General features: G+C 67.8%; 11 protein-coding genes. 6 read left to right on the top strand and 5 right to left on the bottom strand.

Annotation, left to right across the window (positions count from 1 at the left end):
• Positions 1-31 precede the first annotated feature (31 nt).
• The 6 genes from fliS to QZ294_RS04210 all read left to right on the top strand — a co-directional run bounded on the left by fliS (position 32) and on the right by QZ294_RS04210 (position 10512).
• Positions 32-703 (top strand): flagellar export chaperone FliS, encoded by a 672-nt coding sequence (fliS, locus tag QZ294_RS04235; RefSeq protein ID WP_297047179.1) that lies wholly within the window; start codon positions 32-34, stop codon positions 701-703.
• A 157-nt stretch (positions 704-860) separates the two neighbouring features.
• A complete protein-coding gene (locus QZ294_RS04230) occupies positions 861-1265 on the top strand; it encodes a NirD/YgiW/YdeI family stress tolerance protein (protein WP_297047177.1) in 405 nt (134 codons plus the stop codon).
• A gap of 143 nt (positions 1266-1408) precedes the next feature.
• Positions 1409-2716 carry an MdtA/MuxA family multidrug efflux RND transporter periplasmic adaptor subunit gene (locus QZ294_RS04225; RefSeq protein ID WP_297047239.1) on the top strand — a complete coding sequence of 436 codons (1308 nt, stop codon included), beginning with the start codon at positions 1409-1411 and terminating at the stop codon, positions 2714-2716.
• The gene (locus QZ294_RS04220; protein ID WP_297047175.1) at positions 2713-5862 is read left to right on the top strand and encodes an MdtB/MuxB family multidrug efflux RND transporter permease subunit; all 3150 of its coding nucleotides are present in this window, start codon (positions 2713-2715) and stop codon (positions 5860-5862) included. The genes QZ294_RS04225 and QZ294_RS04220 overlap by 4 nt, the downstream gene beginning before the upstream one ends.
• Positions 5859-9131, top strand: a complete 3273-nt coding sequence (locus tag QZ294_RS04215) for an efflux RND transporter permease subunit (RefSeq protein ID WP_297047173.1) — start codon at positions 5859-5861, stop codon at positions 9129-9131. The genes QZ294_RS04220 and QZ294_RS04215 overlap by 4 nt, the downstream gene beginning before the upstream one ends.
• A gap of 157 nt (positions 9132-9288) precedes the next feature.
• On the top strand, positions 9289-10512 hold the full coding sequence (locus QZ294_RS04210) for a diaminopropionate ammonia-lyase (RefSeq protein WP_297047171.1): 1224 nt from the start codon (positions 9289-9291) through the stop codon (positions 10510-10512).
• 175 nt (positions 10513-10687) lie between these two features.
• Here the strand turns inward: QZ294_RS04210 and QZ294_RS04205 are convergent, their stop codons facing one another.
• From QZ294_RS04205 to QZ294_RS04185, 5 genes are all read right to left on the bottom strand, one after another.
• Positions 10688-10933: a FeoA family protein gene (locus tag QZ294_RS04205; protein WP_297047169.1), complete on the bottom strand. Its 246-nt coding sequence runs from the start codon at positions 10931-10933 to the stop codon at positions 10688-10690.
• 172 nt (positions 10934-11105) lie between these two features.
• Positions 11106-11786, bottom strand: a complete 681-nt coding sequence (locus tag QZ294_RS04200) for a nucleoside triphosphate pyrophosphatase (RefSeq protein WP_297047167.1) — start codon at positions 11784-11786, stop codon at positions 11106-11108.
• Between the two features lie 16 nt (positions 11787-11802).
• Complete coding sequence (gene yfcE / locus QZ294_RS04195) at positions 11803-12384, bottom strand: phosphodiesterase (protein ID WP_297047165.1); 582 nt, start codon at positions 12382-12384, stop codon at positions 11803-11805.
• Positions 12384-12614 (bottom strand): Trm112 family protein, encoded by a 231-nt coding sequence (locus tag QZ294_RS04190; protein WP_297047163.1) that lies wholly within the window; start codon positions 12612-12614, stop codon positions 12384-12386. Before QZ294_RS04190 ends, yfcE begins: the two co-directional genes overlap by 1 nt.
• Before the next feature lie 65 nt (positions 12615-12679).
• The gene (locus QZ294_RS04185; protein WP_297047161.1) at positions 12680-13741 is read right to left on the bottom strand and encodes an RsiV family protein; all 1062 of its coding nucleotides are present in this window, start codon (positions 13739-13741) and stop codon (positions 12680-12682) included.
• Positions 13742-13775 lie beyond the last annotated feature (34 nt).

Below are 13775 nucleotides of genomic sequence, written 5' to 3'. Positions count from 1 at the left end.
ACAACAACGGGAACGAGAAGAGGAACGGCACATGAACAAAGCGGCAAATGCCTATTTTCAGACCAAGGTCAGCACCACGGATCAGGGGCAGCTTCTCCTCATGCTCTATGACGGCGCGCTCCGCTATCTCCAGCAGGCGCGCGACAAGATGCTCGCCAAGGATTTCGCGGGCAAGGGCATCCTCATCTCCAAGGTCATCGATATCGTCAACGAGCTTTCCGCGTCCCTGAACATGGAAAAGGGCGGCAGCCTCGCTGTCAATCTCAACAATCTGTATATCCTCTGCACGGCGCGCCTGCTCCAGGCCAACCTCAAGATGAACGTGGATTCTCTGGACAGCGTGGTGCAGATCCTTTCCGGCCTGCGCGGCGCCTATGCCCAGATCATCGAGACCCCCGAGGCGCGCAAGGCTGCCGCCGAGATAGCGGGGCGCATGCAGCCCATGGGTTCGGTGAGCAAGACCGCGCAGCCCCTCATGCAGACGAGCGCCACGGCCGTGCCGCGCATGCATGCCCAGGCTGTCTATGGCCGCAACGCCATGCACGCCGCGCCCCAGGCGCAGGCCGCCGCGCCCGAGGCGTCGCGCGCCCATGTGCAGCAGTTCGCTCCCCAGGATGCCGCAGGCGCAGGCGCCCAGGCACCCGCGGGTTCGCCCATGGCGCCGCGCGGCATGCGCCTTCCCGGTGCCTACGCCCGGGGGTGAGGCGGCCGGAGAGCCTGGCCCTTTCCCGGTTTTCCCGGAATGCGCCGGTGCCCGGAATGTTCGGGCGCCGGCGCTTTACTCCCGGTCTCCAATGCGGTAGAAAGGAGATGAAAGCGCCAACGGGCGCTTTCGTGAAAAAAACTATCGGAGGTTTCTCATGAAATATCTGCGTTCCCTTGCTCTTCTCGCCGCCCTTGCGGCGCCTGTTGCTCTTGCCCTTCCCGCCCAGGCCGCCTTTGACGGTCCCGGCGCCAAAACCGCCGCCGGTGGCTTTGAAGGCCCCGTGAGCGGCGTCATGGCGGACACGGTAGCCAAAGCCGTGACCCTGGGGGATGATTCCCCGGTGGTGCTCACGGGCAATATCGTCTCCCAGGTGGCGGGCAGCAAGGACAAGTTCACCTTCAAGGATTCCACGGGTGAAGTGCGCGTGGAGATCGACCGCAAGGTGTTCGCCGGCCGCACCGTGACCCCCAAGGACACCGTCCGCATCATGGGCAAAGTGGACAAGGATTTCGGCAAGGACGTGAAAATCGACGCCAAGGCTCTGGAAATCCTGAAGTAATCGGAAAACGCCCTACGGACGGGGTGCGAAGCCGCGCCCCGTCCTTTTCTTTCTTCCGCAGATTTTTCCGACCTTTTCCCGCTGCCGCGCAGCGGGGTCCCTGTGCCGTTCCTCCCCGTTGTTCCCAGGAGATGCCGGTGACGATGCCGACACAGCGCCCGATACTGTCAATGGCGCGCCGCAGGCGCTTCTGGTGGGGCGTGTGTCTGGTTGCCGCGCTTGCGGCGCTCGTTGCGCTCTGGCGGTGCGGGGGCGGGCGCGACTCTGCACCCGGCATGGGCGCGGACGCGCCGCCCGTGCGGGTGGCGGTGGCCGTGGCCCAGGATGTGCCGCATTTTCTCAATGGCCTGGGGACGGTCCTGCCCTCCAGCGATGTGCTTGTCAAAAGCCGGGTGGACGGCCAGCTCCTGCGCCTGCATTTTCAGGAGGGGCAGCGTGTGGCCGCCGGCGACCTCTTGGCCGAAATCGACCCGCGTCCTTTCAGGGCGGCGCTGGACGAGGCCGAGGGGCATCTTGCCCGGGACAAGGCCCAGCTGGAAAACGCCCGGCGCGACCTTGCGCGCTATGCGCGCCTTGCCAGGGGCGACTTCATCGCCGAACAGCAGCATGAGAGCCAGCGCGCACTGGTGCGCCAGTACGAAGGCACGGTGGAGGCTGATCAGGCCGCCGTGGATTCGGCGCGGCTCCAGCTGGAATACAGCCGCATCACCGCTCCTGTGGGCGGCAGGCTCGGCCTGCGCGCCGTGGACGAGGGCAATCAGGTGAAAAGTTCGGACGCCGGGGGCATCGTGCGCATCACCGAGGTCAGCCCCTGCGATGTCCTCTTCACCCTGCCGGAAAGCCAGGTGGGCCTGGTGACGCAGGCCCTGCACAGGCGCGAGGCGGACCCTGCCCTGCCGCCGCTGACGGTCCAGGCATGGGACAGGGAACAGAAGCGGCTCCTGGGCGTGGGCGAGCTGCTTTCGCTCGACAACCAGATCGACACCGCCACCGGCACGGTGCGCCTCAAGGCCCGCTTTGCCAATGCCGACGGCAGCCTCTATCCGAACCAGTTCGTCAATGTCCGCCTGCTCGTGCGGATCCTGCATGATGCGGTCACCATCCCGGCGGCCGCCGTCCAGCTTGGCGCGCGCGGCACCTATGTCTATCTGGTACGCAAGGAGGAACGGGACGGACAGGAAGCGGATGTGGCGGTGGTGCGCGAGGTGGCGCCGGGCATTGCGGCGGGCAGGCTTGAGGTCATCGACAGCGGGCTTGCGGCCGGAGACATGGTGGTGGTGGACGGCGTGGATCGTTTGCGCGACGGCATCCGCGTGCGCGTGGCCGCCACCATGGAGACTCCCCCGGCGGAAAGCCCGGACGGACCACGGGATGTGCCCGCCGCCGATCCCCCGGACCCACCGCGGGCGCCCGAAGGCGCGGCGGCTTCCGCCGGCGCGGACGCGCCATGAACCTCTCGCGCCTCTTCATCCTTCGCCCCATCGCCACCTCCCTGCTCATGGTGGCGCTTCTGCTTTCCGGTCTGCTGGCCTACCGTTCGTTGCCCGTGGCGGCCCTGCCGCAGATCGACTACCCCACCATCCAGGTGCAGACCCTCTATCCCGGCGCATCGCCCGAGGTCATGGCGTCGGTGGTCACGGCACCGCTGGAGCGCCAGTTCGGCGTCATGCCGGGCCTTGTGCAGATGAGTTCGCTTTCTTCCGCCGGGGCGTCGGTCATCACCCTCCAGTTCGATCTTTCCGTGCCGCTGGATGTGGCCGAGCAGGAGGTGCAGGCGGCCATCAACGCCGCGGACAACCTGCTGCCCGGCGACTTGCCCAATCCGCCCATCTACAACAAGGTGAACCCCGCCGACCCGCCCATCATCACCCTGGCCGCCACCAGCGACGCCATGCCGCTCACGCGGCTGGAAGACCTGGTGGACACGCGCCTTGCCCAGAAAATTTCGCAGTTGCCCGGCGTGGGGCTGGTGACGCTTTCGGGCGGTCAGCGCCCGGCGGTACGCATCCAGGCCAATCCCAAGGCGCTGGCGGCGGCCGGGCTTACGCTGGCGGATGTGCGCTCCGCCATTTCGCAGGCCAATGTCAACGGCGCCAAGGGCAGTTTTGACGGGCCGGAGCGGGCGAGCACCATCGACGCCAATGACCAGCTTGCCTCGGCGGCGGAATACGCGCAGACCATCATCGGCTACAGGGAGGGCGCGCCGCTGCGCCTCCAGGATGTGGCCGAGGTGGTGGACGGCGCGGAAAACGCGCGTCTGGCCGCCTATGTGGCCGCGCGCGGGCCGGGGGACGGCGCGGATGTGTTCCGCCCGGCCATCGTGCTTTCCGTCCAGCGCCAGCCCGGCGCCAATGTCATCAGCGTGGCCGACAGCGTGACGCGGCTCCTCCCCAGGCTTCAGGAGACCCTGCCCGGCAATGTGCAGGTGCGCGTGGTGACGGACCGCACCGTCACCATCCGCGCCACGGTGCATGACGTCCAGCTGGAGCTTCTGCTCGCCGTGGCACTGGTCATCGGCGTCATCTGGCTTTTTCTGCGTAATGCCGAGGCCACGCTCATTCCCGCGCTGGCGGTGCCGCTCTCGCTCGTCGGTTCGCTGGGCGTCATGTACCTTGCGGGCTATTCCCTGAACAATCTCACCCTCATGGCCCTGGTCATCGCCACGGGCTTTGTGGTGGATGACGCCATCGTGGTCATCGAGAACATCACCCGGTACCTGGAAGCCGGGGAACGCCCCCTTCAGGCCGCGCTCACCGGCGCCGGCCAGATCGGTTTCACCATCATTTCCCTGACCATTTCGCTGGTGGCGGTGCTCATCCCGCTGCTCTTCATGGGCGATGTGGCGGGCAGGCTCTTCCGGGAATTCGCGGTCACGCTGGCCGTGACCATCCTCATTTCGGCGGTCATTTCGCTCTCGCTCACGCCCATGCTCTGCGCGGTCATGCTCCGGCCGGAACGGCACGGCCTCCGGGAGGGGCGTGGTTCCGAAGGACCGGGCCGTTTTTTCCGCCGTCTGCTCGCCTGGTACGAACGCAAGCTCGACATGGTGCTCCGGCACCAGCGCCTGACCCTGGCCGTGGCCCTGGGCACCATGGCGCTGACCGTGGCCCTGTACGCGCTGGTGCCCAAGGGCTTTTTCCCCGTGCAGGACACGGGCGTCATCCAGGGCATTGCCGAGGCCCCGCAGGATACCTCCTTTGCGGCCATGGCCGGGCGTCAGCGCGAACTTGCCGACCTTCTGCTGCGCGACCCGGCGGTGGCGAGCGTGGTCTTTTTCGTGGGCGTGGACGGCATCAACCAGAGCCTTGCCACCTCTCGTCTGACCATTGCCCTCACGCCTCTGGCGGAACGCGACGCCCGCGCCCCGGCCATCGCGCGCAGGCTCATGGAGGAAGCCGCCCATGTGCCGGGGCTTTCGCTCTATCTCCAGCCTGTGCAGGACCTGACCATCGAGGACCGCGTGTCCCGCACGCAATACCAGTTCAGCGTGGAGGCCCTGAGCCGCGACCAGCTTGACGAATGGATTCCGCGCATGACTTCGGCCCTGGCGGCCCTGCCCGAGCTTTCGCATGTGACGAGCGACCTCAGGGCGCCCGGGCGCATGGCCTGGCTCGACATCAACCGTGACGCGGCCGCGCGCCTCGGCATCAGCATGACGGACATCGACAACGCCCTTTACGATGCCCTGGGCCAGCGCCTGGTCTCCACCATCTTCACCCAGACCAACCAGTACAAGGTGGTGCTGGAAGTGGCCCCGCGCTTCCGCCTGGGTCCGGGTTCGCTCGGCGATATCCATGTCCGCGGCTCCGGCGGCGAGGCCGTGCCGCTCACGAGCGTGGCTACGCTTTCGGAAAAGCCGGTGCCGCTTTCCATCGCCCGGCAGGGGCAGTTCCCCGTGGCGACCATTTCCTTCAACGTGGCGCCCGGCTCCTCCCTGGGCGCCGCCGTGGACGCGGTCCTTGGCGCGGAGAAGCGCCTCGGACTCCCCCCGGCGCTGCGGACGGAATTTCAGGGCGCGGCCCGGGCCTTTTTGTCCTCGGCGGACAACCAGGTCTGGCTCATCCTCGCGGCCATTGTCACCATGTATATCGTGCTGGGCGTGCTTTACGAGAGCTATGTCCATCCGCTGACCATCCTCTCCACGCTGCCCTCGGCCGGGGTGGGCGCGCTGCTCGCGCTCATGCTTGCGGACATGGAGCTTGGCGTGGTGGGCATCATCGGCATCATCCTGCTTATCGGCATCGTGAAAAAGAATGCCATCATGATGATCGATTTCGCCCTGGAGGCCGAACGCGGCGGCGGTCTGGCGCCGGAAGCCGCCATCCGTCAGGCCTGCCTCCTGCGGTTGCGGCCCATCCTCATGACCACGCTGGCCGCGCTGCTGGGCGCCTTGCCGCTCATGATCGGCTGGGGCATGGGCGCGGAGCTGCGGCGCCCGCTGGGCGTGACCATGGTGGGCGGCCTTGTGGTGAGCCAGGCGCTCACGCTGTTCACCACTCCGGTGATCTATCTCTGGTTTGACCGCCTGAGCCGGGGCTTCGCCGCCTGGCGCGCCCGGCGCATGTCCGGCGCCCCCGAGGAAGGGGGCGGGGCATGAACGGGCCGGACCACGGGCCACGGCCGGCGGCGCCCTCCGGCGGCGAAGGCGCCCATGCCCGGCGGCGCCGTTTCGGGCCGGAATTTTTGCCGCTGAACATTTCCGCGCCCTTTATCCGCAGGCCGGTAGCCACCACCCTGCTCACCATTGCCGTGGCCCTGGCGGGCATGGTCTCGTTCGGGCTTTTGCCCGTGGCGCCCCTGCCGGAAGTGGATTTTCCCGTGGTGGTGGCCCGCGCGCGCATGCCCGGCGCCGGGCCGGAGACCATGGCCGCCACCGTTGCCACCCCGCTGGAGCGCGCCCTGGGGCGCATCGCGGGCGTTACGGAGATGACCTCGTCCAGCAGCCTGGGTTCCAGCAACGTGGTCCTGCAATTCGATCTGGACAGGGACATCGACGGCGCGGCGCGTGACGTGCAGGCGGCCATCAACGCCGCGCGCTCCACGTTGCCGACCATGCCGTCCAACCCCTCCTACCGCAAGGTGAATCCGGCGGGCGCGCCCATCATGATCCTTTCCATCACGTCGGATGTGCTCACCCGCGCCCAGCTGTATGACGCGGCATCCACGGTGCTCGCCCAGAAAATTTCCCAGATCCCGGGCGTGGGCGAGGTCACGGTGGGCGGCGGCGCGCTCCCCGCCGTGCGCGTGGAGTCCATACCGGATGCCGTGTCCCGCCTCGGCCTGAGCATGGAGGATATCCGCAGGACGCTTGCGGGCGCCAATGCCTTTTTGCCCAAGGGCATGCTGGAAAACGACGCCCACTCCTGGCTGGTGGGCGCCAGCGACCAGTTGCGCGACGCCGCGGACTATCGGCCGCTTATCGTGGCCCAGCGGGAGGGCGGCGCCATCCGCCTCGGGGATGTGGCCCGCGTGGAGGATTCGTCCCAGGATGTGCGCAACATGGCCGTTGCCAACGGCAAGCCGGCCATCCTGCTCATCGTTTTCCGGTCGCCCGGCGCCAATATCATCGAGACCGTGGACAGGGTGAAGGCCATGTTGCCGCAGTTGCGCGCGTGGCTCCCTGAAAGCGCGGACCTTTCCCTGCGTATGGACCGCTCCCTGACCATCCGCGCCTCCCTGCGCGAGGTGGAGAAAAGCCTCATGCTCGCCATGGGCCTGGTGGTGCTCGTCACGTTCCTCTTTCTCCGCAATGTGCGCGCCACGGCCATTCCTGCGGTGGCGGCGCCTGTTTCGCTCATTGCCACCTTTGGCGTCATGTATCTCTGCGGCTACAGCCTGGACAACCTTTCGCTCATGGCGCTCACTGTGTCCACGGGCTTTGTGGTGGATGACGCCATTGTGGTGCTGGAGAATATCGTCCGCCGTCTCGAACTGGGCGAAAGCCCCCTGCGCGCCGCCTTGCGCGGGGCACGCGAGGTGGGCTTCACCGTGATTTCCATCTCGCTTTCGCTGGTGGCTGTCTTTGCGCCCATCGTGTTCATGGGGGGCGTGGTGGGGCGCCTGTTCCGGGAGTTCGCCGTGGTGCTGACCGCGGCCGTGCTCGTGTCCATGCTCGTTTCGCTCACGACCACGCCCATGATGTGCGCCCGGTTGCTGCGCCCCTTTGCCGAGCAGGCGAAACAGCGCAAGGAGCGACTTCTGGCCCTGCGCTCGGGGCGGTTCGGGCCGTTCGCGCGCTGGTCCACGCGCCTGGGGCTTTGGTGGGGCGCCGGACTCGCGCGGCTTCAGGGCGCCTATGCGGCGAGCCTGGATGTGATCCTGCGCCATCCGCGCCTGACGCTCCTGTGCCTGTTTCTTGTCATCGCGGGCAATATCTGGCTCTATGTGATCATTCCCAAGGGCTTTTTCCCGCAGCAGGACACGGGCGTCATCATGGGGGGCATCCGGGCGGACCAGAGCGCGTCGTTCCAGTCCATTCAGGGCAAGCTGGCAAAACTCGTCGATGTCATCCGCGCGGACCCGGCCGTGGAGCAGGTTTCGGCGCATATTTCCGGCGCGCGGGCGGGCGGCGGCGTCTTCATCGCCCTCAAGCCCCTGAAGGAACGCAAGGTCGGCGCCGAGGCCGTCATCGGGCGCCTGCGCGGGCGCCTTTCCGGCGAGCCTGGCCTGCGGATTTTCCTGCGGCCGGCGCAGGACATCATGATGGGCGGCCGCAGCTCCCGCTCGCAATACCAATATACGCTCCAGGCGGACGATCTTGAGGAACTGCGCCGCTGGGGCCGCAGCCTGCAGCAGGCGATGGCCGCCGAGCCGCTTTTCAAGGATGTGGACAGCGACATCGAGGAGCGGGGCCTCCAGACCATGCTCAACGTCAACCGGGACGCGCTCGCGCGCGCGGGGCTGACCATGCGCGATGTGGACGCGGCGCTCAACAACGCCTTTGGTCAGCGGCAGGTCTCCACCATTTATCGGGACAAGAACCAGTACCGCGTGGTGCTGGAATACGGGCCGGACTGGCTCCAGGGCGCCGAAGCGTTGGAAAAGGTGCGCCTGCCCGGCCGGGAGGGCCTTGTGCCGCTCCTTGCCGTGGCGAGCGTGGGTCCGGGCTTCGCGCCGCTTTCCGTGGCGCATCAGGGGCAGTTCGCGGCGGTGACGATATCCTTCAATCTGGCGCCGGGGGCCTCGCTTTCGCAGGCGCAGGCCGCCATTGCCGAAACGCGCGTACGCATCGGCATGCCCTCCGGCATCGTGGGCAGTTTTCAGGGCACGGCCAGGATGTACAGCGACACCATGCGCGGCCAGGTGATCATGATCCTCGCGGCGCTGGCCGCGCTCTATATCGTGCTCGGCATGCTGTACGAGAGCCTTGTCCACCCCCTGACCATCCTCTCCACCCTGCCCTCGGCGGGGGGCGGCGCGCTGCTGGCGCTCATGGCGTGCGGCATGGAGTTCAGCGTCATTGCCCTGATCGGGGTGCTGCTGCTGGCGGGCATCGTCAAGAAAAATGCCATCATGATGATCGACTTCGCGCTTGAGGCGCAGCGGACGCGCAACCTGCTGCCGGAAACGGCCATCCGCGAGGCGTGCGCCCTGCGCTTCCGGCCCATCATGATGACCACCGCCGCGGCCATTCTCGGCGCCGTGCCGCTGGCCCTGGGGCAGGGCGACGGCGCGGAGATCCGGCGCCCGCTGGGCGTCGCCATCGTGGGTGGCCTTTTGCTGAGCCAGTTGCTCACGCTCTATACGACCCCCGTGGTCTATCTGTGCCTGGACCGCGCCCGCATCCGGGGGCGCAGGCTCTGGCTGCGGCTGCGCTATGGCCGCGAACGGGGGCGCCGGCTCGCGCTTCTGGGGCGGAGAGCCTGACCGGCGCCCTCGCCGAATGAGCGTCCAGACCGCGTTCCGGACGCGAAATGCTGGCAGCGAAGTGAGGGAAAATGGAGATTTTCCCTCAAAAAAAGCTTTACGGAAACTCTCGGTGTCACAGAGAGTTTCCTCGGCAAAATGCTCTGGGGGAGCTGTGATGCGGGATGCGCCACGCCCGGTGGAGGTCTTCATCAATCACTTCCGGCGGCCGGATGTCCCGGCGGGGGATGTCCTTGCCGCCGCCCGTCTGGCGCGTCGCTTCCATGTCACGCTGCCGGCATATGCGCCCACGCCGTTGCGAATGCTCCCGGAACTGGCGCGGCGGCTTGGCGTGGGGAGCGTGCTCGTCAAGGATGAATCCCCGCGTTTCGGCCTTGGCGCGTTCAAGGGCCTGGGGTCCGTGTGGGCCGTGGCCCGCGTGCTGGCGCGGCGGTTGGGCATCCCGCTGCGGGAGCTTTCTCTGGAGAACCTGCTGACGGCTGCCGCGCGGAACCTGCCAGGAAAACTGACCTTTGTCACGGCCACGGATGGCAACCACGGGCGCGGCCTTGCCTGGGCGGCGCGCCTGCTGGGGCACACGGCGCAGATTTTCATGCCGGAAGGTGCGGCCGGGAGCCGGGTGGAGTCCATCCGCGCGCAGGGCGCCCAATGCGTGGTCACGGATCTTCCCTATGACGATGCGGTGCGCCATGCGGCGGCCCATGCCCGGGGAAGCGGCGCTATTCTGGTGCAGGACACGGCCTGGGAAGGCTATGAGGAAATTCCGGCCTGGATCATGGAAGGGTATGGCACCCTGGCGCTGGAAGTCCTGGAACAGATGGAGGCGCCGGAAAACGGCGGCGCGCCCCTGTGGCCGACCCATGTCTTTTTGCAGGCGGGCGTCGGCTCGTTCGCGGCTGCCATGATCGGCTGTTTCCGCCAGGCGCTGCGGGAACGCGGCGTGCCGATTCCGCGTTTCGTGAGCATGGAACCCCGGGCGGCGGATTGCGTTTGCCGGTCGCTGGCGGCCGGGGCGCCGCGCCGGGTCCCGGGCCGGCTGGCGACGCTCATGGCCGGGCTTTCCTGTGGCGAGGTGAGCAGCCTCGCCTGGCCCGTCCTTCGCGATGGACTTGCGGCCGCCTGTGTCTGCCCTGACGACACGGCACGGCGGGGCATGCGGCTGCTCGCGCTGCCGGCGGGCAGCGACCCGGCCGTGATTTCCGGAGAGTCCGGCGCGGTGGGGGCGGGCCTTTTGGAATGGCTGAGGGAAAACGACGGCTCCGCAGGCGGAGCGGCGCTCGGCCTGGGTCCTGAGGCGCGGATCCTGCTTATCAGTACCGAAGGCGCCACGGACCCTGTTGTCTGGCGGCAGAGCGTGGGGAAGAAGCCGCCGGAGTGCTGAAAGGGCGGCGTCGTTGCCGGATGTCCCGCGGTCTTCGGGGGAAGGGCGCCGCAACGGCGGTGCCCCGGGCCTTGCATGGCGGACTGCCGCAACGGGCGCGTTTCATGACGGCAAAAAACGGCACGGGAGCGTCGCCCGCGGGAGAAAATGGCGCGGATCTCCGCCCCGCGCCCTTTCAGGCGTGGTCCGCTATTTCCACCGTGATGTGATCCGCCTCCCGGTTGCGCAGGGAGATGGTCACGCCGGAAAGCCGCAGGGCCACGGGGTCCTTGAGGGGCGCGCGCCCCACGACGGACACTTTCGCGCCGGGGATAAGCCCCATGTCGCGGATGCGCTGATTGACCTCGCCGCATGCCTCCACCCGGGCGATCTTGCCGTGCTGGCCTATTTTCATCTGCCGCAGGCTGATAAGCTCGCTCATGTCCGCTCCTTTGTTGCGCGCCGTTTCGGGAAAGATCCGGGGCGCGTTAAAGGCTTGCCGCAAAGCGGGACGGGTGTCAAGAAAAAAGAAAATCATTTTCATTTAGTGCAGATTTTTCCAAATGCCGATGTGGCAGACGGGGAAAAACAGGAGGAGAGCGGTGTGGATCCTTTCAGTACCGAACCGCTCTGGCCGCGGGCAGGAGGAGACCCCGCCGCAGAAGCAGGGCGGCCAGCGGCGCCAGGGGCAGGCCCACCACCGTGCTCCAGGCGCCTTCCAGCCGTTCGGCAAGAAAGGCCCCCCGCCCCTGGATGGCATAGGCGCCCGCCTTGTCGTCAGGCTCGCCGGTGCGCGCATAGGCCGCCAGCACTTCGCGCGGCCATGCCGCGAACGTTACGGAAGCCGTGTCCGTCAGGCATTCCTCGGCGGGTCCGGCCCAGGTGCCGGGCATGCGGAGCGCCACGGCGCTGACGACCGTATGCGTGTGGCCGGAAAGCTGCTCCAGCATGTGGAGGGCCTCGGCGGCATCACGGGGTTTGCCGAGGATGCGGCTGCCGAGGCAGACGACGGTATCCGCCGCGATGACCAGGCTTGCCTGGGCGGCATCGGCATCCAGAAGGGCGTGGACGCTTGCCGCCTTGTTGCGTGCGGCGCGCGCGGCGTAGGCGTGCGCGGGTTCTCCTGCCTGGGGCCGAGGTTCCTCGTCCGCGGGAGCCGTCAGGACGGTGAACGGCAGGCCCCAGCCGGCCAGCAATTCCCGCCTTCGGGGCGATGCCGAAGCAAGCACCACGCGCACGCCGGGGGCGGGCGTAAAAAGCGGAGGCGCCGCCGTTGGGATCGTCTGCCGGTCCATGCCTGCCCGCGGAGAGTCAGCGAACCGCGTGAGGGGCCGACGCGGCGGCCGGCTCATGCCGCAGGATCTCCCGCCCCGCCAGGTCGAGGACGCGGAAGACGCCGTTTTCGCAGAGTCCGTAGCTGCGGGGAAAGCCCTGCTTGGGCAGGGAGAGCGAGCCGGGATTCCAGAAATGCAGACCGTCCAGGCTTTCGCCACGCGGCACATGGGTGTGCCCGCGCAGGACGACCGTGCCGGCGCCCAGGCCCGGGATGGGGGGGAACTCCGGCAGGTGGTGCCCGTGACTGGCAAAGATCCGCAGGCCGTCCACGTTGAGCCATGCGCTTTCCGGCATGGGAAAGGGCAGGTGGGTCACGTCGACCTCGGCGTCGCAGTTGCCGCGCACGGCCACCACCGGGGGACGCATGGCGGCGATGCCGGGCATGTCCCTGAGCAGGCCGGGGGTGTCGTAGCCTGCGGGCAGGGGATTGCGCGGTCCGTGATAGACCAGGTCGCCAAGCAGGACGAGCATGTCCGGCTCAAGTTCCCGGAGGCGGCCTTCAAGAAAATGCAGGCTGTCGAGGGAGCCGTGCAGGTCGGAAGCGATGAGCAGGCGCATCAGGCGCCCCCTTTCCGCGCGCTTTTGTCGCCGGGCTGTTGCCGGCGTTCCCACTGGTCCCGGGGGATGGCCTCTTCCACCAGCATGACCGGGATGTCGTCCCTCACCGGATAGACCACCCCGCAGGCGGCGCAGGCGAATCCGGCGGTGGCGCCGTCGCGGTCGAGCGCCGCAAGGTCGCCGAGACATTTCGGGCAGGCCAGCAGACGCAACAGTTCTTCAGTATTCATGACATGGCTCCCGAAGCGGTATACGACTGAAATACCATGTGTTCCAGGAAAAGCCCGGTGGGGCGCTAGCGGCCCCAGAGCGCCAGCAGCGGCGCTGCGGGAAGCAGCGCTTCCAGCGGCATTTCCACTTTTTGGACGCCCGCTGCCCACGGAGCCACCTGGAACGGCTGAAAATTGATGCAGATCCCCTGCGGCGTCAGGGTCAGGCTGGAAAAATTCTCCACCAGGGGGGCCGTGCCCGCCTCCAGCATGCTGGCGCGCGTGCTGGACCCAAGCCGTGGCGCCAGCTCCTTCCGCGACCAGTTGGACATCAGCTCAAGGGCGGTCTCCGGTTTTTCGAACAGATCCATGAACGCCAGGCGCTGCCCGGTAAGAAGGCTGTAATTGAGGGTGAGGATGTCCAGATTGCCGTGGCTCGCGCCGGTATAGTTCCATATCTCGAAGGTGATGCTCACCGCCGCGTCCGAGGGGCGGCTGATGCTGTAGGAGGCCCACAGCTCAAACGCGGGCCGGCCGGACGCGCCCGCGTCGGCATCGTTCCCTTCGTCGGCACCGCTTGCTCCGGCATCCGTCAGGGACGGTCGGCTCAGGTCCAGGTGGGCCGTGAAGGCATCGGCAATGCCCGTGACCCAGGTGCGGATGTCCGCATCCACCGCCGGAGCGCCCACAGAGGGATAGTCGATGTGGATATCCGCCCCCTGCGGGTCTTCCGGGCTTCCGGGCAACGGGCGTTGCAGGAGATGGTTGATGACGCCCGGCCACTGCGATCCGGAAAGTTGCGCCGCGGCATCTTCCGGGCTGGCGGGAGCCTCGCCGGCGGGGCCAGGTTCGCCATTGGTCGCGCCGGGAACGGTCCCGGCAGCGGATTCCCGGGTCGCCGGACGCCGCGAGTCGGCGGCCGTCCCCGAATAGGCGGCGGGCGTGGCTGCCGCCAGCAGGCGCGGAGTTCCCGCCAGGGCCTCGCCGGCCTGGTACTGGATGGCGGGCGCCGCGAGCAGCAGTGCCGCCATGGCAAGAGGGACGCGACGGAGTCGCCTGATGGCGGCCGTGGCGCCCGTGCCCTTGGCGAGAGAACGGCTGTGCGGGACAACGGCAACATCCGTGCCCGTGCATGGTGTCCAGAACATGGGGATCATCACCCTTGCGGAGCGGGCGCCGCCT

Source organism: uncultured Desulfovibrio sp., from assembly GCF_910584445.1.
Classification (GTDB): domain Bacteria; phylum Desulfobacterota; class Desulfovibrionia; order Desulfovibrionales; family Desulfovibrionaceae; genus Desulfovibrio.
The sequence above is the reverse complement of the archived record's forward strand: the minus strand, read 5'-3'. Positions and strand labels throughout refer to the sequence as shown.

What these genes read in the sequence shown, in the direction of transcription:
- QZ294_RS04185 (WP_297047161.1), bottom strand. Translation starts at nt 13,741, where the DNA reads ATGTTCTGGACACCATGCACGGGCACGGATGTTGCCGTTGTCCCGCAC.
- fliS (WP_297047179.1), top strand. Translation starts at nt 32, where the DNA reads ATGAACAAAGCGGCAAATGCCTATTTTCAGACCAAGGTCAGCACCACG.
- QZ294_RS04220 (WP_297047175.1), top strand. Translation starts at nt 2,713, where the DNA reads ATGAACCTCTCGCGCCTCTTCATCCTTCGCCCCATCGCCACCTCCCTG.
- QZ294_RS04225 (WP_297047239.1), top strand. Translation starts at nt 1,409, where the DNA reads ATGCCGACACAGCGCCCGATACTGTCAATGGCGCGCCGCAGGCGCTTC.
- QZ294_RS04205 (WP_297047169.1), bottom strand. Translation starts at nt 10,933, where the DNA reads ATGAGCGAGCTTATCAGCCTGCGGCAGATGAAAATAGGCCAGCACGGC.
- QZ294_RS04230 (WP_297047177.1), top strand. Translation starts at nt 861, where the DNA reads ATGAAATATCTGCGTTCCCTTGCTCTTCTCGCCGCCCTTGCGGCGCCT.
- QZ294_RS04200 (WP_297047167.1), bottom strand. Translation starts at nt 11,786, where the DNA reads ATGGACCGGCAGACGATCCCAACGGCGGCGCCTCCGCTTTTTACGCCC.
- QZ294_RS04190 (WP_297047163.1), bottom strand. Translation starts at nt 12,614, where the DNA reads ATGAATACTGAAGAACTGTTGCGTCTGCTGGCCTGCCCGAAATGTCTC.
- yfcE (WP_297047165.1), bottom strand. Translation starts at nt 12,384, where the DNA reads ATGCGCCTGCTCATCGCTTCCGACCTGCACGGCTCCCTCGACAGCCTG.
- QZ294_RS04215 (WP_297047173.1), top strand. Translation starts at nt 5,859, where the DNA reads ATGAACGGGCCGGACCACGGGCCACGGCCGGCGGCGCCCTCCGGCGGC.
- QZ294_RS04210 (WP_297047171.1), top strand. Translation starts at nt 9,289, where the DNA reads ATGCGGGATGCGCCACGCCCGGTGGAGGTCTTCATCAATCACTTCCGG.